13 protein-coding genes and 2 pseudogenes are annotated in these 22579 nt (G+C 33.9%); 13 read left to right on the top strand and 2 right to left on the bottom strand.

The annotated features are described in order from the left end of the window. Positions 1-278 precede the first annotated feature (278 nt). The 9 genes and pseudogenes from NHG49_RS08075 (at position 279) to NHG49_RS08115 (ending at position 9632) form a co-directional block, all read left to right on the top strand. Positions 279-1472, top strand: a complete 1194-nt coding sequence (locus tag NHG49_RS08075; RefSeq protein WP_258125689.1) for an acyltransferase family protein — start codon at positions 279-281, stop codon at positions 1470-1472. Then, positions 1473-2216 carry a YveK family protein gene (locus NHG49_RS08080; RefSeq protein ID WP_258125691.1) on the top strand — a complete coding sequence of 248 codons (744 nt, stop codon included), beginning with the start codon at positions 1473-1475 and terminating at the stop codon, positions 2214-2216. It begins immediately after the preceding gene. Continuing rightward, the gene (locus NHG49_RS08085) at positions 2203-2823 is read left to right on the top strand and encodes a CpsD/CapB family tyrosine-protein kinase (protein WP_048561309.1); all 621 of its coding nucleotides are present in this window, start codon (positions 2203-2205) and stop codon (positions 2821-2823) included. The genes NHG49_RS08080 and NHG49_RS08085 overlap by 14 nt, the downstream gene beginning before the upstream one ends. 18 nt (positions 2824-2841) lie before the next feature. Beyond that, positions 2842-3480, top strand: a complete 639-nt coding sequence (locus tag NHG49_RS08090; protein ID WP_048561308.1) for a sugar transferase — start codon at positions 2842-2844, stop codon at positions 3478-3480. A 37-nt stretch (positions 3481-3517) separates the two neighbouring features. Beyond that, positions 3518-4954 (top strand): oligosaccharide flippase family protein, encoded by a 1437-nt coding sequence (locus NHG49_RS08095; protein ID WP_258125692.1) that lies wholly within the window; start codon positions 3518-3520, stop codon positions 4952-4954. 3 nt (positions 4955-4957) lie between these two features. Next, positions 4958-6172 carry an O-antigen ligase family protein gene (locus NHG49_RS08100; RefSeq protein WP_064476580.1) on the top strand — a complete coding sequence of 405 codons (1215 nt, stop codon included), beginning with the start codon at positions 4958-4960 and terminating at the stop codon, positions 6170-6172. Then, a complete protein-coding gene (locus NHG49_RS08105) occupies positions 6147-6944 on the top strand; it encodes a glycosyltransferase family 2 protein (RefSeq protein WP_064476579.1) in 798 nt (265 codons plus the stop codon). The genes NHG49_RS08100 and NHG49_RS08105 overlap by 26 nt, the downstream gene beginning before the upstream one ends. Beyond that, the gene (locus NHG49_RS08110; RefSeq protein WP_258125694.1) at positions 6941-7993 is read left to right on the top strand and encodes a glycosyltransferase family 4 protein; all 1053 of its coding nucleotides are present in this window, start codon (positions 6941-6943) and stop codon (positions 7991-7993) included. Before NHG49_RS08105 ends, NHG49_RS08110 begins: the two co-directional genes overlap by 4 nt. A 92-nt stretch (positions 7994-8085) precedes the next feature. Beyond that, positions 8086-9632, top strand: a pseudogene (locus tag NHG49_RS08115) (hypothetical protein). 111 nt (positions 9633-9743) lie between these two features. Here the strand turns inward: NHG49_RS08115 and NHG49_RS08120 are convergent. Beyond that, positions 9744-19811: pseudogene (locus NHG49_RS08120) on the bottom strand (cell surface protein); the annotation flags it as partial. 179 nt (positions 19812-19990) lie between these two features. Here NHG49_RS08120 and NHG49_RS08125 point away from each other — a divergent pair. Further along, positions 19991-21250: an AimR family lysis-lysogeny pheromone receptor gene (locus NHG49_RS08125; RefSeq protein WP_258125695.1), complete on the top strand. Its 1260-nt coding sequence runs from the start codon at positions 19991-19993 to the stop codon at positions 21248-21250. A gap of 176 nt (positions 21251-21426) precedes the next feature. Continuing rightward, positions 21427-21558 (top strand): hypothetical protein, encoded by a 132-nt coding sequence (locus NHG49_RS08130; RefSeq protein ID WP_257144135.1) that lies wholly within the window; start codon positions 21427-21429, stop codon positions 21556-21558. A 16-nt stretch (positions 21559-21574) separates the two neighbouring features. Here the strand turns inward: NHG49_RS08130 and NHG49_RS08135 are convergent, their stop codons facing one another. Continuing rightward, positions 21575-21916, bottom strand: a complete 342-nt coding sequence (locus tag NHG49_RS08135) for a helix-turn-helix domain-containing protein (protein ID WP_258125696.1) — start codon at positions 21914-21916, stop codon at positions 21575-21577. 169 nt (positions 21917-22085) lie between these two features. Between NHG49_RS08135 and NHG49_RS08140 the strand changes: the two genes are divergently transcribed. Both NHG49_RS08140 and NHG49_RS08145 read left to right on the top strand, forming a co-directional pair. Then, a complete protein-coding gene (locus NHG49_RS08140; protein WP_258125698.1) occupies positions 22086-22313 on the top strand; it encodes a helix-turn-helix domain-containing protein in 228 nt (75 codons plus the stop codon). A gap of 38 nt (positions 22314-22351) precedes the next feature. Continuing rightward, positions 22352-22510 carry a hypothetical protein gene (locus NHG49_RS08145; protein WP_179876830.1) on the top strand — a complete coding sequence of 53 codons (159 nt, stop codon included), beginning with the start codon at positions 22352-22354 and terminating at the stop codon, positions 22508-22510. The last annotated feature ends 69 nt before the right edge of the window (positions 22511-22579 follow it).

Raw genomic sequence — 22579 nt, forward strand, 5'->3', positions numbered from 1 at the left:
AAAAAACTTTATTCCTCTCTTTAATTTTGCAACTATGCAAGATGTTTTTATAGTGTTTTTCTGTCAATATTATTCATTTTTCGAGGTTGTAATTGGTATATATCAATTTTGAAGATTCGCTATTCATAATATTACAAAAAATGTTACAATACATTCAAAATTACGCTATAAAATCATTTTAATATGAAAAATTGGAATGAAAAGAAAGGAGAGGAATATGAATAATGGTGTCGCTTTGAAATGATTATTATCATTTCAGTAGGAGTTGATGTAAAACGATGGATAGGTATGAAGAACTGGATTCTATACGAGGAATTTCTTCATTGATAGTAATGATTAGCCATCATTTAATGATTTTTTCAGTATTTCAAAATTACAGTTATGAAGATAATAAACCATTTGTTATTTATCTATTAAAAGAAACACCTGCTCGTCTAATTTTTAGTAGTGGTAACGAATCTGTTATTATCTTTTTTGTTTTGAGTGGATTTGTTTTGTATAGATCCATTCAAAAAAACTACGATAGCTATGGATCATTCCTTTTAAAGCGTATATCTAGAATCTATATTCCATATATCATAGCAATAAGTATAGCTATTTTATGCCAGAATACAATGAGTAAATATGGTATTTCTAATTTAAGTGAATGGTTTAATCGCTCATGGACGATTGAAAGTTCTTTAAGCTTAATAGCGCAACATATTTTATTGATTGGGAAATATAATACAGATGCATATAACGGCGTAATTTGGTCACTTGTTCATGAAATGCGAATATCGATAATTTTTCCGTTAGTTTTGATGGTTTGTTTACGAAAAACGTTGAGGTATTCATTATTGTCATTGTTTATTTTTAGTATATGTTCTGTCGTGATTTTATTTTTATTTCACTCAAGTTTAACATTAACTAGTTATGCATTAACTCTGCATTACACAGTGCTGTTTTTACTAGGAGCACTAGTTGCGAAATATAAAAATAATTTAATAGTTTTTTATAGTAATCGTACTAAAAATGAGAAAATTGCATGGTTTTTATTTGCGGTTTTACTTTATATGTATGAAGGGCTTGTTGGAGAAATTAATTTGCTTAATAATTTTATATTTCGAGACTACGTAGTAGCGATAAGTGCATGTTTATTTGTCATATTAAGCTTGTCAGTATCAACTTTGTCATCCTTGCTACGTAATAAATACTTGTTATATTTGGGGAAGATTTCTTACAGTCTTTATTTATACCACACCATATCTTTATTTTCCCTAGTGTATATGCTTCATGAAATATTTCCGTTACCCATTGTTTTAATGTTATCGCTCATTCTTTCGTTTATACTAGCAATAATTTCTTATTTGTTTGTAGAAAAATTTGCATTCAGGATCGGAAAGTATATAACAAAGCAATCGAATTTAGAAAAGAAAAGACTATCTGTAGAAAGTGAGTTGCAGGATGTTATTCAAACAAAGGCGGTGAAATAATTGAAGCAAGAAATTAGTATGAAGGATTTTCAGCAGCTATTGAAAAGAAGAGTAGTAACAATTATTTTGACGATGTGTTGTGTAACATTTTCTTTAATTCTTATTTCTATGTATGTATTAAAGCCTTCGTATCAATATTCAACGCAAATTCTCGTTGGGAATTTAGATGGGTTTAATAAAGAAAATGCAGTGAATAAAACACAGGAAAATAAGCAACTTGTAACGTCGTATGTTGATATATTAAAAAGTCCACTCATTATTTCAACGGTTAAAAAAAATTTGAAATTAGAGCAATCAATTTATGAATTAGCACAAAAAATTTCAGTGGTGAATATGGACAACTCTCAAATCGTTACTGTTACAGTAAAAGATTCAGATCCTACAATCGTCAAAGAAATTGTAAAGTCATTGGCAGAACAATCTCAAAAAAGCTTTCAACAGTATACGAATGTACAGGGGATAAAAATATTAACTGACCCTGAGTTACAGGAAAAAGCTGAAAAGTTGTTTCCGAAATTGCAACTTATCATTCCTATCTCTTTAATTGTTAGTTTTTTTGTTGGGATAGGTTTAGCTGTATTTCGAGAGTATTTTGATGAGCGTATATACGTGGAACAAGATTTAGAGAAAATAACAACAGTATCTGTTATTGGTCACATAAATATGAAACCGAATAGAAAAAAGAAATCTACAGAAGTTGATGCGCAATCATCTATATATCGAGGTGAACATGTCGATGTTTAAGACAAAGAAAAAGCTGCCATTTAATCCGCATGATGCTCTAATGAAAGAGCAGTTTTATACGGTGTATCACGAGTTGAAAAAATCGGGGAAACAAGTGTTCACAGTTACCTCAACGAAGGATAGAGGTGTTATCGCGTCGCTTATAGTAAATCTAGGGCTAGTGTTTGCAGAGATGAAAAAAAAGGTGTTACTTATCGATGTGAATTTTTCTGATCCTAAACTACATCTACTATTACAAAGCAATTATACGAAAACAGTGAACGATATAATAAACGATTCCCCTTGTAGTTATGAATCTTTTTCTAGTAATTTATCTAAATACTTATATTGTATTCCTGCCCAAAAAACAGTACACACCGGAACGCCTTTAGTTGCTACGGATGAATTTGATCATGTAATTGCGAAGTGGAAAGAAGATTTTGATTACATTTTCTTGTATTCCTCTGAAGTATTTGAGCTTCCTGCTACGCACATGATTGCAGGGAAATGCGATGGAGTGGTCTTAGCAGTCAAAAAGAGAAAAGATTCCCTACGTACGGTGCAAAAAGTGATAGCAAATATAAAGAAGAAAGAATGTGAATTAATAGGTATAGTTTTATATTCTTGAATGTGGGGGTAACGATCTATGATTCGTGAAACAAACCAAGCCAAGTTGTATACGATTCCGGCTCAAGAAAAGACCAGTATTTTGAATCGAAGTATAAAGCGCTTGTTTGATATTATATTTTCACTCATATTGTTACTATTAACGCTACCAATTATGTTGTTCTTTTGTATTATGATTACTTTCGAAACAGCAGGAGCTCCAATTTATTTTCAAGAACGTTTAGGGATTAATGGAAGGAAATTTAATGTATTTAAATTAAGGTCGATGGTAAAAGATGCTGAAATAAATGGACCACAATGGGCAAATGAAAATGATTCAAGAATTACTAAAGTTGGATCGTTTATAAGGAAAACGAGAATTGATGAGTTACCGCAACTTTTAAATATTTTAAAAGGTGATATGTCTTTTGTCGGACCAAGACCAGAGAGAGAGTATTTTTATAAACAATTTGATACGTATATTCCAGAATTCAAGGATCGTTTAATAGTGAAGCCAGGGTTAACAGGATGGGCACAAATAAATGGAGGATATAATCTTGATCCGAAAGAAAAGTTGAAATTGGATATGGAGTATATTGAAATGAAAACGATTAAGATGGACATTCGGATTTTATGTAAAACTGTTTTAATAGTATTGAACGGTAATGGTGCAAGATAAATATATGTAAGTAGGTTGCTTGCAAAGGAGAGCCGGTATGGGTAGATCTATTTTAAATAATATTATCCATCTATTTTATAGCACAATTTTAGCTAATCTTCTTCAAGCTGTGAGTTTAATTGCTTTAGCAAATTTTTTTAATGCACAAAATTATGGGATGTTTAGTGTTGCTATAGCAGTGACGTTTGTTATGTTATTTTTTACAGATTTAGGACTTACAAATACGTTTCTTCGAGAAGGCGCAAAAGATGGAGTAGACTTAGAGACGATTTTATCGTCGTATATAAAAGTAAGGATGATTCTACTTATTTTTATTTCTATAATCGGCTATATTGCTATTCATTATATGTATGCGGATAGAAATTTGATTTATATGATGATAAACGTAATGTTTTTCATGTTAATAGGATTAACTTGGCAAAATATAGGGATTGCCTACTTTCAGCTGACGGAGCGTATGAAGTATATAGCGCTTATTAAAGTTGTATCAGCGGCAATTGTCATTATCATTACATGTTTTTGTATTTTCGGAGAGTTACCAGTTTATATAACTGCTCGTTTATATGGATTTGGTTATATGATCGGTGGTGTATTCAGCATATATGTAATGAAAAGAAAGACGAGTATGAATATGAAAGTCGTAATTCATAAAGCGTTATTTTGGCAATTGACACCTTTTATTATTAGTGGTTTTTTAATAATGAGTACGCCACAATTAGCACCTATCTTACTTAACTATACATTGCCATTAAGTATGGTAGGTGTTTTCGCAGTGGCGTATCGGATGCCAGCAGCTTTATATCAAGTGCCAGGGGTGATTGCAGGTGCATTTTATCCAGTGCTCTTTAAGCATTATAATCAAAATAATTTAGAAGAGCATACGAAATTAAACTTACTTCAAATAAAATCAATGGCGATTGTGGGAATATGTATGACGATAGGTTTATATCATTTAGCGCCATACTTTATTTCTATATTTTTTCAGGAAGAATGGAGAAATGCAGTAGAGCCACTCCAAATATTATCATTTCTCATTGTGCTGCAAAGTTTAAATATTGCTATAGCTGACGGCTTAACAACGAGTGGACGTCAAAATAAAAGAACGGTTGTGCAATGTATAGCGTTAGTGATAGGTGGGATTATACTTTATAGCTTTAGTAGTATTGGTGGAGTGATAGGAGCGGCTTATGCTATGGTTTTATTTGAAATTGTGGCTTTAGTTGGGTATATAGCGGTAAGTGTAGTGAAGAAAAAAATTGTATTCCAAATTGTAATACCGTATACAATTTATTTTGGCGTAACTTTTATTGGAGTGCAATATATATTGCACACATATCATTTCATTGCGCTCGTTCTGAATACGTTAATCGTAGTAGTTGGTATATTCCTATATGATTATGAGCTGAAAAAACTTCTTCTTTCGTTTATAAGAAAAACACGCAAAAAGGATTATATTACGAAACAGGGGATATAGCCTATGGAAAATAATATAAAGATATCGATGAAATGGATTATGCTCTTAATATTATTTGTCATGTTAAGTAAATACAACATATATATTGGATTTTCGCTGAAGATATATATGATTTTTTTAGTTATATATTTTTGTTTAACAGTTAAAAACTTTCATATTCAAAAGCTATATTTTCATGAAGTTGTATTTTTGCTATTTTATTTCATCTATTGTTACAGTGGAATTCTTTCTATATATTTACATGCTAGTATTCGTATGATTCTTGGTGTGCTACTTGTTTTAGGGTGTTATTTTATAATGAGAAATTTATTAGGAAATGTTGAAATAGCAACACTTGAATCATCTATTGTTTATGTAGGATTCATATTTAATGTTGTAAGCCTAATACTGTATATAGTCGGTTTACAGCACTTTGGATTGTACGGTGGAGAAGAGAGAGAAATTTTTGCTGGACTATTAGTTGATAGAGGGTATCCAAGATTAATTGGTTTGCTAGATGATCCTAACATTTTTATTTTTTATAATACAATATTTTTTATGTATTATATGACAAACCTACATAATATGACGAACATTTTAGGATTGATTTTATGTGTTACGACAAGTTTATTAACTTTTTCAAGGGGAGGAATATTGGCACTTGTGCTTGTCGTTTTTGTATATGTATGTACATCTAGTTTTGCAAAAAAAATAAAAATAATAATGAGTTTACTATTGTTTGGTGTAGTGATTTTTAGTTTATCGAATAGTGTAATGGGTGGCCAATTGGATGACATATTGAATAAACGAATTTCTGATTTTTCGCATGATAATGGAAGTGGTAGATTTACATTATGGGAAGCTGCTTTTAAATATTATTTATCCAATCCATATATCGGAATCGGTGCATTTAATTTTTCGAATTATTATGAGTTTCAATTTAATGAAAAGTTATATGTACACAATACATTTTTAGAAATTTTGTCTGAATCGGGTACAATTGGTTTTCTGTTATATAGCGCTTTTTTATTCATATTAATGTTCAAGTTAACGCAGTATACTTTGTTTCGTGAAAAACCGTATCTTTTATTGACTATGATTGCATTTTTATTTCAGATGATGTCATTGTCACTCATTATTAACGAAGCGTTCTTTTTATTTTTAGCAATGGTTGTGAAGTACATTTCAATATATGAAGGAAGGGGAAAGGTAGATGGTAAAATGTCTATCAGCACATAATAAGGCGCCTCATGTTTCTGTAATAACACCTTCTTATAATAGTATATTTATAGGTGAGACGATTTTATCTGTACAGAATCAATCATATGAAGAGTGGGAAATGATTATCGTTGATGACGCTTCAACTGACCAATCTCTTGCAAAAATTAAAGAGATAATAGAAGGGGACTCGCGTATTAGATTATTATCATTAAAAGAAAATGTTGGTGCTGCTAAAGCTCGGAATATAGCGATTGAAGAGGCGAGAGGAAGGTATATTTCCTTTTTAGATAGCGATGATATATGGTTGCCACATAAATTGAAGACGCAATTGTTATTTATGGAAGAAATGAATGCGGCTTTTTCATATGCATCGTATAGCTTAATCGATGAAAACAGTAATGAACTAAATCGAGAAGTGAATGTACCAAAATTTGTTGACTATCATCGTTTGGCAGGAAATACAATTATCGGTTGTTTAACAGTAATGATTGATCGTGAAAAAATTCCGCATATTGAAATGCCTAGTGTACAGCCAGAAGATACAGCGTTATGGCTGAACTTATTAGATGAAGGACATGAAGCCAAAGGAATACAGCAAGTGTTAGCGAAGTATAGAATTGTAGCAAATTCTGTTTCGAGAAATAAAATTAAAGCGGCTTTTCGATATTGGAAATTATTAAGGGAACAAAAACGACTGAATGCAGTGCAAATCTTTTACTATTTTAGTAAGTATGCTTTTCATGCCTATAGAAAAAATAAAATCAATGTAGTTGGGAAGACGCAATTATGAATATACTGTTGATGACAGATAAATTGATAACTGGAGGAGCCGAGAGTTATTTTTGTAAATTGGAAAGCAATTTGCGTGATGAGAAATTTACGGTTTATACAGCTGCAGGTGATGGAGAACTATATGAATCTCTTACTAGAAAAGAAAATTTCATGTTACTTAGTCGATGGAATCATTTGAGAAATATTCATTACTTACGAAAAGAAATTTGTAAACGAAAGATAGAACTTATTCATGCAAATAGTTTTCGAATGGTATTATATTCCTTTTTAATTCAAAAGTTCATGAAAAAAAAGATAAAAGTCGTATATACGAAACATAATGTAACGATATTAGAAAAGAAAATGCCAACTTTTTTTCGTTATTTTATAAATAAATATGTGAATAATATTATTACAGTAAGTGAGTTTGAAAAGAATAATTTAATTTCAATGCTTGTAGCAGAAGAGAAAATAAAGACAATTTATAACGGTGTGGATATTGAAAAGTTTTTATTCCAGCAGAAAAAGAAAGAATCTATTTATAAAATAGGGATATTAGCTAGACTATCCAAGGAGAAAAACCATCAGTTATTTGTAAAAATTGCAAATGTGTTGAAAAAAAGAGATGACTTTTTGTTTTATATTGCTGGTGATGGACCAGAGAAAGAATCTATTATGAAAGAAATAGAAAAGTATGGATTGCAGCAAAGTGTAAAGATGTTAGGGAATATTTCAGAGCCGCATAGGTTTATAGGAAATATGGATGCCCTACTTTTATTATCTTTTCGTGAAGTGTTTCCAATGGTAGTAATTGAAGCAATGGCTACAGGAACACCGATTGTTTCAATAGATGTTGGTGGAATAAATGAAGCGGTAATAGATGGGGAATCAGGTGTTTTGTTATCTGAATATTGCGAATCGGTATTTGCAAGTGCGCTTGAGGAACTACAAGGAAATGAGAAAAAGGTGAATGGTATTAGACTGAAAGCACGAGAGAAAGCAGAGAGATATTTCTCATTAACTAAAATGATAGAAGAAACGAAAAGTATATATGAATTAAACAAATGACCGTGCAAGTCGTTTGTTTTTTTTATTATAGAAACTTTTAAGAGAAAACTCACATATTATATGAAAAAGGTAATATGAGGAGTGAATTTATTTTGTCAGAATATATTTCTTCCCAAGAAGATTGTGTACCAGAAAATAGCGTTCATATTAATTGTTTTGGAGCAGTTCCGAATTCAGGGAATGATAGCTCATTAGCAATTCAGCAAGCTATAAATTATTGTGTAGCGAACCGAATTTCGACGGTTAGAATTACAGGGATAAATACGTACAAAATTGTAAAGCCGATTGTTATTAAATCAAATGTAAGGTTAGAGCTAGATCCTACTGTTACGTTGCAAATTGATGGAGATTTTAATGCGTTTGAACTGCAACAAAATGCATCTATTACGGGTGGTACAGTTCAAGTTATAAATCCAGTGTTTCAATCTACTGTTATTTATGTTTCCGGTTCACAACAAATAGAAGTTCCTAATCACTCTCTTATATCAAATATAAATATAGTAAATGCAACGTCGTCATATAAAGGTAAGGCTATACACTTTTATTGTCAAAAAGCATGGGATTATATTAGTTTCTTTCAAGTTAACTTTATTCAAATTAAAAACTTTCAAACTGCAATACATTTGAAGACAGAATATATAGATGATATAAATACACCTTGCTGGATTAACGCAAATGTATTTCAATCTATATTTATTGATGGATGTCAGTATGGGATAGAAGTTGATGGAAACAGTGATTTACCAAATGAAAGTTCAGGAAATACGTTTCATGATATTCAAGTACAATGTAGACAGCAAACGAAAAAAGTCATTCGTTGTACGGGTGCCTATAATACATTTGATTGTATGATTTGGGATACGTACCGGATGAGTAGTGAACAGATTGTCATTGAATTTTCTTCTAATTCGCATCGTAACTACCTTTTTTCGAATTTACTTTCCACAACTATTGTAGATAAAGGACAATACAATGTTTGTAAGTCTACCTATGAAGAATCTCTTCGGATTCAGTTGCCGATTACGTTAAATAAACCACATTTAATAGGGAACCAAGATGATATATTAGTAAATCTCCACAGAAGTATACTGTTAAGCAAGTAAGTGGGAAATTACCTTACGGGGGGAATCTCGCAAATTGCTTTAATTTAATAGATGAACAAAGTGTAAACTATATCGATGTTCCAGATAGTAATCCAGTTGTGATTGAGCTAGATTTTACGAAAAATCCAATCAAAATGTTGAATTGTTTTGGCATGTATTTTGGATGGGGAGAGAGTCCGAAGAAAATTAAAATCGAATATGCATTAAGTGCAACTGGAAATTGGGTTGTTGCATCGGATGTTCCATTAAATGTAGGCGATACAATTATATCGAATATGAAGGCGAGTCAACTATATAAAGTAAGAATTACATTGAGTGGTTATTCTCAAGACCAAAAGCGTTTTCGGATTAATCGTATGTTTGCAAGATCGTCGATGGAAAATGGGAATGCTTGGTTAGCGACAACTGGCGGAAGAATGTTTGGAGATATTGAAATAGAAGCAAGTAAAGGTATCATTATGAAGACTGCTAGTGGAGCGAAATGGAAAGTAACGATTAATGAGGCTGGCCAGCTTATTACGACTAAAATAACTTGAGATGATGATTGGTTGTAAATGCTTGGACGAGTTATTAGGTAGTACGATAAAGGGAATAAAAAAGAGATTGTAATTTGGGTTCAACCAAACTACAATCTCTTTTTGTTTAAATTAACGCCACCAAATCCAAGTCCAAAAGTAATTTCGTATATTTCGAGGGGTAATGCGTATAAAATGTTCGCCGTCAAAGAAACAATTGAAATTTGGAAGTGTTTCATCAGGATTTTTTGGAATAAAGTTGACGGTGTTTTCGTTGCTTGTAACGGTTACTGTAATTGGTGGGTCGGTAGGTGAGACTTGAAGTTGTAACGAAATATCCGCCGTGTTTTTAAATTCATTATTAACAGGTGGACTTATCACTTGTACTGTGAATAACACGCTAATTGTTTCGTTTGGTTCCAAATTAGTAGCGACTAGGAAACCGATATTCGGATTCGCTAGTGGAGAGCGTTCGCCGTTAATAAAGACAGTGCCGTTCATGAATTGTAAACCTAGTGGAATGGTATCTTGTAATGAAACATTTGAAAGTGAAATATCAGAAGTATTTGTAATACGCACCGTATAATCAAAATATTGGTTTAAATAAGCTGAGTTGACGGAAGCGTTTTTTACTACTGTTGCAGTTATAAATTGAACTAGTATGCGTACAATGTTTGAATTAACAATGAAAGTAATAATCGGGTCTTGTGGTGTCAATTGGAAAGCTGCTGTAACTGTTGCGGAATTGACAATTGTATTGTTTGAAGGAATAGAAGTGACGAGAACTTTAAATGTTATCGTTGATACTCCATCTGCAGGTAAAGCGCCGATATTAATACCAGTGTCTGGACGAACATTTGGAACCGGAGTACCGTTAATTGTTACGCTGTTTTCTATAAATGTTGTACCAGCTGGAATGATATCTAGGACAGAAGTACTGATTGTAGGAATTGGTGAATGATTTATTACTTCCAATGTGAAAGTTATGGTCTCTCCTGTTGTTACGATAGATTTATCAGCTGTCTTTTCAATGCGAACCATCGGATCAACTACTGTTGTTGTAACGGTATTTGTTTGCTTTGTAATTGTAATAGGCGGTTCATTCGGATCAATGGTAACAGTATAGGAAATAGAAGCATCGTTATTGATTGCAGATTGAAGAGTTGAAGAAGATATTGTTACTTGGAAAGTAATGATAGCAGCTTCATTAGGAACAAGATTTCCTAATGTAATACCATTTTCAGGATTTGCATTAGGTTGATTGATTCCGTTAATCGTAACGCTGCCCGTAACGAAGGCTGTATCTACTGGTACGGTGTCTATGGCAAGAAGGTCTTCAATCGTAACATTACCGCTATTTGTAATCGTAATTATATACGTTAAAGTTTGACCAGGTAATGCATTCGTTACATCAACAGACTTAATAGCAAAGACATTATCATTTTGGACAGTCGTTGTGACGGTATTGGTTGTAGTTGCATTCGTAACAGGTACGTTATTTGGGTTGACTATATAGTTAAAGGTAGTAATTGCGTTGTTGTTGAGTTCATTTGGTGTTGGGATAGAAGTCACAGACACTTGGAATGAAGCGATAGCATTTCCGCCAACAGTTATGGTACCAATTGGTATACCACTTACTGGATTAACTCCCGGAAGAGTTTCTCCGTTTACAATGACGCTATTTTCTATAAACGTAGTACCTTGAGGAATAATATCTTGAATGACTACATCATTTGCTGCAACATTACCAGTTTGATTGAGTGTAATCGTATACGTTAACGTGTCACCGACTGTTGCAAATGCTAGGTCAACAGTTTTATTACTATTCAAAGTTGCATGATTAATTATTGTTACGGCAGCTGATGAAATAATAGTCTCGGTAATAGGTGGTCGATCTGGTAACGTGTATTGGTATTCAATTGTACTCGTGTTAGAGATTGGATTTGTTTGCGGAATTGAAGTAACCCGTACTTGGAATAGAATAGTTGCTGTCGTATTAGACGGAATGTTATCAAGTTGTATCCCGTTAAGTGGATTGTCATTTGGAAGAGCGATGCCATTCACAATAACACTATTCTCTATAAAGCTCGTATTTGCTGGGATGATATCTGTAACGATAATGTTTTCTACTTGTATATTCCCATTGTTTGTGATGGAAATTGTGTAAGGGATAATCGTTTGTAGGTCAGCATATTGGATAGGTGTTGTTTTTATAGCGAGTACATTAGCAGAAATAACTTCGGTGAAGGTAATATTACTAGTTGATATTTGTTCCTCGCCATTAATTGTATAACGAGAAGTTGATTGGTTTTGGATACGACTGCTAGCTGGAAGAGATACCACGGTAACGGAAAACGTGACTGGGATAGAAATGTTAGGAGCAATCGTTCCTACAAGTATACCAGTACTTGGATCCGCGTTAAGCTGAGGGATATTATTTACTAAAACACTACCGTCTATAAAGGTTGTTCCATCAGGGATATTGTCTGTAAATACAACAGAAGTAGCATCCGTATTTCCTGTATTCGTTAAAGTTGTTGTATAAGTTAAAATGTCACCAATTGCTACAGAGGTCAAATCAACAGTTTTCAGTGAAACGATATCAGCGTCATTAATTTGAACGAAAGTAGTATTGGAAGTAGTAGATTTTTGAATTGGTGCAAAGTCAGGGTTGAAAATAAAGTCGTAGACGATGTTTGCAGTATTAGGTGTTGGGTTTACAGCAGGTAAATTCGTAACGGAAACTTGGAATGTTATTGTTGTCGATTGACCTGATGCGATATTAGGAATGAAAAAGCCGATATTCGGATCTGCTGCAGGAAGTACAGTGTTGTTAACTGTTACACTTCCCGGAATAAATACTGTTCCATCCTCTATAGTATCTGTAAAAAAGATGGAGTTAGTTGTAGTGGAGCCGTTATTTTGAATGAGCACTGTATATTCAATGGTTTCATCAATATTTGCTAATACTGTATTAGCGGATTTTGTAGCGATAAGAATAGCATCAATAAATTGTATATTTGTAGTATTGGAAGATGTCGTTTCTGAAATTGGTGGTAAGCTTGGGTCTGGCTGATACTCATAGTGGATGACGGCGATATTATTAATGTTATTTTGAGAAGGAATAGAGACTACATTTACTTGGAATGTAACGATAATTGTATTGTTTGGAAGGATAATATCAAGGGTGATTCCGGTAATTGGATTTTCGTTAGGTCTTGGTATGCCATCTACAAGGATGCTATTTGGAACGAATGTTGTACCAGCAGCAATTGCGTCAATTAGGAGAGTATTTGTAATAGGTACCGTACCAGCGTTTGTAACTGCGACTGTATATGTGATAATTTGACCTATGCGTGTAATAGATCTGTTAGCGGATTTAATTGCACTAACATTTGCCGTACGCACTTCAGTATTTACTGCATTTGATAATGATCTACGCTGAATAATCGGAGAACTAGGGTCAATTTGGTATTCATATGAAGTGTCTGAAATGTTAATGACTGTGTTGCCCTCTGGTATATTTGTAAGTTGTACTTGGAATGAAATAGTGACTGTTTCATTTGGTTGTATCGTGCCGAGGGTTACTCCATTTTCAGGGTTCACACCAGGCTGAATCACATTATTTATTGATAAGCTATCTTCAATGAATATAGTACCTTCTGGAATGTTGTCAATGAACACCGTATTGTTAGCTGGAACAGTTCCTATATTTTGTAGTGTATTTGTGTAGGTAATATTTTGCCCGATGGATACGAAAGTAACATCCGCCTGTTTAACAGAAATAATATTTGCATTTTGAAGTGATGTTGTAACAATATTAGAATTTGCAGAGCGATTCACTGGTGGAGCTGTAGGAATACTTACATATTGGTAATTTACAGATGATTGATTTACAATTTCGGTTTCAGTAGGTGGATTATTTGTTTGTACTTGAAATAGTATCGTTTTGGAACTATTTGGTGGAATCGTTCCAATTGGTATTCCGTTTCCTGGATTTGCACCAGGCTGAAGTACACCGTTAATTGTGACACTATCTGGAACGAATGTAGTCCCAGCTGGAATAGAATCTGTAAAAGTAATATTTATTGCGTCAACATTTCCGGTATTTTTCACTTCAGAAATATAAAGTATAGTTCCGCCAATATCTACAGTTATTGGATTGGACGTTTTTGTAACTGTCAATTGTGCTTGCACGAAATTTGTAATGACAATATTACTTGTAGATGTTTCAGTAATAGGCGGTTGCCCTGGGTCTGGTTGAATTGTATATGTTGTATTAGACTGATTTGTAATCAATTGTTGTGAGAATGGATCGTTAATAAGAATTTGGAACGAAATAAGGTGAGTAGCGTTTGCTGCTAGGTTAGGCAAAGTAACACCTACATTTGGATTTGCACCAAGTATAGTTGTTCCGTTAAGTGTAAAACTATTTTCTACGAATGTAGTCCCTTCTGGAAGCGTATCTGAAAATATGAGATTAGTAGCTGGAATATTCCCGGTATTTTCTAGCGTTATCGTATAGGTCAAAATATCACCTGTTGTTGCTTGTTGTGCATTGACTGCTTTTAAAGAAAGAACATTCGCATCCGAAATTTGTGTGAAAGCTGGATTAGAAGTAATGGTTCGAGAGGTGATAGGAGCAGTTGGATCGGCGATAAAAGTATAGTCAATACGTGCTGTATTAGAAATTGGATTCACGCTTGGAATGGATTGAACGATAACTTGGAATGTGACGGTGACGATTTCCGAAGGTGCAATGGAGTTTAATGAGATCCCTACGTTTGGATCAGTACCTGGAGCTAAAACGCCATTAATGGTCACACTATCCGGAATAAATGCAGTTCCCTCTGGGACCAAATCTGTTAAAGTAACTGTATTTGCAGTTGTATTCCCGTTATTTTGAACGACTACCGTGTAAGTGATTGTACCGTCAGTAGACTGTACGAGGGAATCTGTATTTTTAATTACAGATAGCGATGCATCAACGACAGCTGTATTCACCGTATTAGATGAAGATGTTGCTGTAACTGGAGGTTGACTTGGATCGACAATATAAGTGTAACTTGTAAGTGCTTGATTTATAATTGCTCCTTGCGGTGGAATAGAATTTGCAAGAAATTGGAACGTAATCGTAGCAGAATCACCTGGTGCGATAATACCAACTGGAATACCGAGAGTTGGACTTGCATCTGAAAGTGGAATCCCGTTAAGCGTAACACTATTTGGAACAAATAATGCCCCTTCAGGAACTCCGTTAATGAGTAATACAGAATTTGCAGGGAAGTTTCCAGTATTCGTTAATGTTGCTGTATACGTAATGATATCTCCGATAGATACGATTGATCGATTTGCTTCTAAAACAGTTGTAACAGTAGCGTTATTAATTTGTGTGGAAGCACTATTAGAAGTTATTGTACCTGTAACAGGAGGAGAGGCTGGATTAACTATAAATTCGTATTGAATAGATGCAACGTTTGTAATTGGGTTCGAAGGTGGAGTAGATGTAACTATGACTTGGAAAGTAACTGTTAAGGAACTATCGGTGTTCACGGTTCCGATATTCACTCCATTATTTGGATTTGCACCTGGAATGGTACTTCCATTTACAGTAAAACTGTTTTCAACAAAAGTTGTTCCTGCTGGAATCGGATCTGAGAAATTTACATTCGTAGCGTTTGTATTGCCGCTATTTTGAATTAAAACTGTATAAGTGATCGTGTCGCCGATGTTTGCAAAGGCAGTATTAGCAGTTTTTACAGCTGAAAGTATTACTGAATTAATAGAAGTAACGAAGACGTTCGTTTCCACATTGCCAGGCTGAGCCTGTAATGCATTTCCTACGTTATATTGGAAGTTCACAAATCCTAAGTTTTGGAGTTCAGGTGTGAACGTTGTTGGGTTGCTTACGATTTGAACTTGGAATATGATTGTTACAGTTTGATTTGGAATGATTGTATTTATGCCAATACCGTCAATGATAGAAGCAGATGCTAATGGTGTGCCATCAACAATAACTGATCCTGCAACAAATTGTGTCCACGATGGAATCGGGTCTGAGAAAATAACGTTATTAGCAGGAATATTTCCTGTATTCGTAATCGTAGTTGTATACGTAATCGTATCACCAATCGTTGCAAAAGCTTTATCTCCGATTTTAGTAGTAGTTAAAATAGCACTTTCAATTGTTGTTGTAACAATATTTGAAGTAATGTTTTTTGAAACAGGAGGATTAGCTGGATTGACGATATGTTGGAAACTAACACTAGCTTGATTGGTAATTGGATTTATAGGCGGAATTTCATCGGCACTAATATGAAATGTTACAATGACAGATTCGTTTGGCGCAATATCACCAATTGGAACGCCTGTAATTAGGTCTGCATTTGGGATGGTAGTTCCGTTAAGTGTAAAACTATTCGGTTCAAAGGAAGTTCCGTCTGGAATTAGGTCGGTAAAAATAACATTCGTCGCACTAACATTTCCGCTATTTGTAATCGTAACGGAGTAGACAATATCTTGCCCAATATCTACTGTTTCCACATTTGAATTTTTTTGTGCAGTAAGGATAGCGCTATTAACTTGTGTCGTCGTTGTATTAGATTGATTAGAAGTTGAAATGAGCGGCTGATCTGGATCAACAATATAACGGTAAGTGGTAAGAGCCGAATTAGAAATAGGATTGTTGATTGGGAGGGTTGAAACGATGGCTTGGAATGTGACGATTGATGTGTTTCCACCATTAATTGAACCGATATTTACACCAGTAGATAAATCAGCGTTTGGAATGGTTTGCCCATTAACTGTGAAACTGTTTGGAACGAAACTTAAATTGCTATCAAGTATATCGATAACGGTAACATCAGTTGCAGCCACATTCCCGGTATTAGGAAGGTTAAGTGTAAATGTTATTGTATTACCAACATCCGCAAAAGTAAGATTTGCTGTTTTTGTACTAATAATAGTTGCATTGTTTATTTGAAGAAGCGTCGTGTTAGAATTAGCTGTACTTGAAACGGGAGGATTAACAGGATCAACAGTAAACTCATACGTCGTTGATGCTGTATTTGGTACAGGATTAATAGGTGGGATGCTGTTAACCGTAACTTGAAATACGATACTATATATTTCATTAGGCGGAAGTGCTGCAAGTAATACACCTGTATTTGGATTCGCGCCAGGTTGTAAAACACCATCAACAGTTAATGTGTTAGGAACAAATGTGAGTCCGCTCGGTAATACATCTGTGAATACAATGTTGGCTGCATCTGTATTTCCTATATTCGAAATAGAAGTAGTGTAAAAAGCAGTTTGCCCGACGTCTATAAAGGATACACTCTCGTTTTTCGTCATGGATAATATAGCTTCTTTAATTTGAGTTGAAACAGGATTGCTAATTGAAGTTTCTGCATCAGGCGGTGAGACTAATTGATACGATGTTGATGAGAAATTTACAATTGGGTTTTCGGTTGGTAATGACGCCACGTTTACTTGGAATGAAGCATTTACTGTAGACCCAGCTGTTATAGGCCCAATATTTACACCGTTCGATGGGTCCGCACCACTTTGAGGAACCCCGTTAATAGAAAATGAGTTTGTAATAAATGTAGTTCCGCTCGGTATTGTATCTGAGAAAATAACATTTTGTGCGGATGAGTTTCCATTGTTTGTTAAAGTAACAGTATAGGTGAGTGTGTCTCCAATACGACTAAAGGATTTATCGACTTGTTTTAATGAAAGAATGGTAGCTGTGTTAATTGTAGTGAACACTGTGTTTGAAGTAACATTTCTTGAAACAATAGGGGCATTAGGGTCAGTGATAAATGTGTAAGAAGAACTAGCGGAATTGGCAATAGGATTTTGAACAGGAGTAGAAGTAGCGGTAACTTGAAATGCTATTGCTATTGAGCTGTTAGGAGCAATTGCTCCAATTGTTATGCCTGTATTAGGATTAAGACCAATTTGCGTGATGCCATCTATTGTAACGCTATCAGTAATAAACGTTGTACCATCTGGTATAAGGTCAGTGAAAGTAATATTAGTTGCGTTTGTATTACCACTATTCGTTAAGGTTGTCGTATAGGTAATGGTATCACCTAGCGTTACAAGTGTTTGATCGACTGATTTAATCATCGTAATCATAGCATCTAATACAGGGGTTGTAACAATATTCGTTGAAGTAGAAGTAGTAGCAGGAGTTCCGTTTGGATCAACAGTATAAGAGTATAAAATCGTATCGTTACCCATAATCGAGCTTGAAGGGGGAACAGAAATAACATTTACTTGGAAAGTAACAGTTACTGTTTCACCTGGAGCGATATTTGGTATAGTTACTCCAAGTGCTGGCTGTGCACCAAGCTGTTGGATGCCATTTATTGTGACCGAATCTGGTACGAAAGTAGTGCTAGGAGGAATGGTACTTGTAAAAGTTATATTTGTAGCAGGTGTATTTCCTGTATTCGTAATTGTAGTTGTATACGTAAGTGTATCACCGACGGAAATAATAGATTTATCAACAGTTTTTGTTGTATTTAATATTGCACTATTAATTGTTGTTGAAACTGCATTAGATACATTCGTTTGTGATACGGATGGTTGGCTAGGATCGACCACATGTGCAAATTGTACAGAACTAAAATTCGAAATTGGATTTATACTCGGAATGTTTGTAACAAGTACGCTTATCGTAATAGCAACCATACTACCAGGGTTTATATTTCCAATCTGAATCCCACTAGCTGGATTCCCAATTTGTTGAGTGCCTAATTCGTTTATAAGAGTTCCAGAAATAAATGTTGTTCCGTCAGGTAACATATCAGTAAATATCACATTTTGTGATGTTACATTTCCAGGATTGCTTAATGAAATTGTATAAGAAATTGTATCTCCAATTGTTGCAAAAGTTTTATCTACAGATTTAATTGCCACAATTTCCCCAGAATTTATTTGTGTCGAAACAGGATTGGATGTCGTACTTCTTGAAACGAGTGGTAAATTAGGTCCTGTCATAAATTGATAATTAATAGAAGCACCGTTTACAACCGGTGAATTTGGCCCTCCAGGTCCGATTGTAAAAATAGGATTTGGAATACTAACTACTTGCACACTGAAGGTGACGTTTATAAAATCTCCTGCAATAATATCCCCAATTGGTATCCCATTCGCCGGATTTACTCCAGGTAATAAAACCCCACCTACTCGAACGCTATCTTCTATAAATACTGTATTATTTGGAATTGGATCTGTAAAAATGATATTCGTAGCAGTCGTGTTCCCTATATTATCTAATAAAACAGTATACGTTAAAAATGAATTTCCTGGTGCAACGTCAGAAAAGATACGGTCCACATTTTTCGTTGCTTGAATAAATGCTTCGTTAATTTGCACTAAAGTTGGATTACTTGTAGCTGTTTCTGTCACCGGTGGCTGGGTAGGATCCACAATGATAGAATATGTCGTACTGGATTGATTCAACGTAGGATTTGTAGCTGGTATTGAGCCAACGATAACTTGAAAACTAATTGTTGTCGTTCCTCCAACTGGAATGGGGTCTAAAGAAATCCCGCTCTCTGGTCTAAATCCAAGTTGTGGGATCGTATTAATTTGTACGCTATCAGGAACGAATGAAAGTTCAGGTGGTAATATATCGATAAAAACAGGTGTGTTTGCGGTAGTATTTCCGCTATTAGTGAGGGTAGTTGTATACGTAATTGTATCTCCAACAGCAGCAAATGCACTGCTTGCAGTTTTTGTTGCGATAACGGAAGCGGTATTTACTTGTGTAAAAGTTTTATTGGATTGAACTGTTCGTGAAACAGGCGGCTCATTAATATCAACAATAAAGCTATATTGAAGCGATGATTTGTTAGGAATTGGATTAGGGTTTGGAAGAGTTGTAATATTTACTTGAAAACTAAGTGTAACCGATGCATTTGAATTCAAGTTACCAATAGTAATACCGTTTTGTGGATTTGCATTTGGGATGGTTACACCATTTATTTTAAAGCTATTTGGGACAAAAGCGGTACCGTTTGGAATTGTATCTGTAAATACAACGTTATTAGCAGTAGTATTTCCGGTATTTGTAACAACTGAAGTGAATGTAATTGTATCTCCAATTGTAGCAAAAGTTGTACTAGCATTTTTATTTATTACTAAAGTAGCATCAACAATCGGTGTAACTGTCGTGTTTATTACAGTAACCAATAACCAACTAAATTCCTTAGAAATTTAGTTGGTTATTGGTTTTTTTTAGGACATAAAACTTTCTCAACATGATATTCGGATGGAGCAGAATACACGTTCTTGGTAATGTGATAAAATATTCTGTAAATATAAGGGATGATGTGTTACTTATTGAATTGAAGGGGGATAGGCAATTGAAATTTCATGAAAAAATTATGGGGATAATTGAGGATAGGGACGATATAACAGCAAGTAGTGTAGCCAGTGCAATTGGAGTATCAAAACAATATATGTCTAAATTTAAAAGAACAGGTACAATTGGTTTTTGTCAACTAGTAAAGCTATCGCATGTAATAAATGATAAAGACAAAACTTCTAAAGAGACGATGGTTGAATGGTGCCTTGATTTAGATGCAACAGAAGCAATAAAACAGAGTTTTGAATATGCATGCGTAACCAGAAACATAAATTTACTGCACAAACTACTTGTAAAACATACTAGTGAAACAGGCACGCTTGGGGAATATGTGTCTGTATATGGGATTTTATATAAATATATAATTGGTGAAACACATGGGACGGAAATTATCAATGAACTAAAAAAAATAGGACAACCAAAGGATAAGGTTTTAAATATACTTGTGGATATAATGAAGTGCTATAATCATTTTCACTTAAAGAAATATAGTTTGATGTTAGAATTAATTCAGGAAATTGAACAACAAGTTATGACTGTAGATAGTGATAGAAAGTCTTATATTAAAGAATGTTACATTTACAGAATAGCGGAGATATTCGCTCCTGTTTATCTACATTATAATCAATTAGATTTAGCCAGACAATTTGCACATGTAATAATTGATGCTAATATAAGTGAAAAAACAATCTCTGATGCTTTATACATATTAGGAATGACCTATTTAGGAGAAGACAAGACAAAAAGTTTAAAATATTTCGAGGATAGTTACGCGTTATTTAAAAAAGTTGGTGATAAAACTTATGAAAAAGAGGTGCGTTACAACCTAGATTTTGCTAAGATATACTTAAATGAAATATTACCTGAAGATTCAGATGAGTTTTTGAAACAATTTCAAAGTTTGCCAGATCAATCTACCCTGCAACTACTCCAAGATTCACTATACGATGGTGCAGAAGAAGATTTTCTTGTATATTTTGAAGGTGTTGTTTCTACATCGCCTAACGGAATATATGAATGTTTTCAAAAATTCCTTTTACAATCAAATTACTTTTTTACAAGTTTGGTTGCAAAAGAGATCCTCAAAAGAGGAGATAGTTCCGAATTAATTAAGTCAATGGTAGGCTTTAAAGGCAATATAGGAGAGGGAGCGTTTACTAATGAAAAAATTAATATCTACAATCTTAGTTGCATTAACAGTATTCACTGTGTCGAGCGGATTTACAGAACAGACACAAGACAACTCCAAGAAACATGAACAAACATTATATATGCAAGAAACCATCAAACCGGGTGGCTGATGAAAAAGGATTGAGAATCTCTCAATCCTTTTTTTAGTAAACTAAAAACGAAAAATGAAAAATGATATACTTTTCTGAATTTTCCCTAGAGGAAAGGTTATAATTAAATTACAGCAGGTGAGGGGGAATAATAATGAGAAAAGAGAGCATTCTAAAAGCTTTTTTAAATTGTGTGAATGCATGTTCAAATGGAGAAGAGGAATTTCAGCAATTCATCGATGTAGCATTTAATATCGAGCCAACAATAAAAAATAGCGATGAGTAGTACTACATCACTATTTTTAAGTACTTTTTAATTTTTCTAGGCTTTCCATCATTGTAAGCATGTTTTGTAAGACTATTTCCTGATGTTCTTCAGGTAGTTGTTCGAGTCGGCTTTTTAAGTTCAAGTATTTTTGGTTCATTTCAGTATCTAGTTCACGAGAATCAGATCTACCTAATAGATAATCAACAGGAACATCAAGAAAATCAGCTGCACGCTCAACGGTCTCTCTGGATGCCGGCTTAAATCCTGTTTCAAATTTAGAAACACTACCAGCAGTAACACCAATAGCTTGTCCTAGTTCATGTTGTGTTAAGTTTCGTTCTTGTCGTAATTGACGTAAGCGATCTTTAAATTCCACAATAATCACCTCTTAAGTGGTTTGTTAGGATTATTATAATATTTCCTAAAGGGAAAATCAATCAGAGGAATTTTCTTTAAATTTATAGTATTAAAAGGAAAAAAATATCTTGAACTTTCCCTTAGGGAATGTTAAATTTATGTAAACAGGTATAGAAAGGAGTTACAACATGAATGAAAGTAATAATGAAACGAAATTAAAATTGGCATTTCAAGCATCAGGATATAAATATCAAGAATTAGCAGATAAATTAAATATATCTTGTAGTTATTGTTACAAGCTAATTAATAATCATAATTATAAAAAGAAAATATCATATAACTTGGCATCTAAAATGGCACATGTATTAAAAGAGAGTGTAGTTGATTTGTTTGAAGAACAAGTCGATTTTTTTTAATAACAATATTCCCTGAGGGAACATGAGGTGGGGTAGCCATGTCGGAAATTATTTATAAAGGCTTCACAATCAAAGAAACCTATGGTGAAAAAAATATTGAGGAAGTGTTCAAGGAAGCATATGAGTCATTTTATGGGACTGAAGTTAAGATCATAAAAAGGGAAGTAGAAACTACAAGAAACAGTGCAGCTAGTTAATGTACGAAACTTCATTGAGAGTACTCAATGAGGTCGGATGGAAAATGGACAAGCTTGAAGGGTGGTGAT

It is taken from the genome of Bacillus sp. IBL03825 (assembly GCF_024712505.1).
In the GTDB taxonomy this organism is placed as follows: domain Bacteria; phylum Bacillota; class Bacilli; order Bacillales; family Bacillaceae_G; genus Bacillus_A; species Bacillus_A wiedmannii.

Excerpts from the sequence above, each read along its gene's own strand:
- NHG49_RS08075 (WP_258125689.1), top strand. The coding sequence starts at position 279 with ATGGATAGGTATGAAGAACTGGATTCTATACGAGGAATTTCTTCATTG.
- NHG49_RS08085 (WP_048561309.1), top strand. The coding sequence starts at position 2,203 with ATGTCGATGTTTAAGACAAAGAAAAAGCTGCCATTTAATCCGCATGAT.
- NHG49_RS08090 (WP_048561308.1), top strand. The coding sequence starts at position 2,842 with ATGATTCGTGAAACAAACCAAGCCAAGTTGTATACGATTCCGGCTCAA.
- NHG49_RS08095 (WP_258125692.1), top strand. The coding sequence starts at position 3,518 with ATGGGTAGATCTATTTTAAATAATATTATCCATCTATTTTATAGCACA.
- NHG49_RS08100 (WP_064476580.1), top strand. The coding sequence starts at position 4,958 with ATGGAAAATAATATAAAGATATCGATGAAATGGATTATGCTCTTAATA.
- NHG49_RS08105 (WP_064476579.1), top strand. The coding sequence starts at position 6,147 with ATGGTAAAATGTCTATCAGCACATAATAAGGCGCCTCATGTTTCTGTA.
- NHG49_RS08110 (WP_258125694.1), top strand. The coding sequence starts at position 6,941 with ATGAATATACTGTTGATGACAGATAAATTGATAACTGGAGGAGCCGAG.
- NHG49_RS08130 (WP_257144135.1), top strand. The coding sequence starts at position 21,427 with ATGAGAAAAGAGAGCATTCTAAAAGCTTTTTTAAATTGTGTGAATGCA.
- NHG49_RS08140 (WP_258125698.1), top strand. The coding sequence starts at position 22,086 with ATGAATGAAAGTAATAATGAAACGAAATTAAAATTGGCATTTCAAGCA.
- NHG49_RS08145 (WP_179876830.1), top strand. The coding sequence starts at position 22,352 with ATGTCGGAAATTATTTATAAAGGCTTCACAATCAAAGAAACCTATGGT.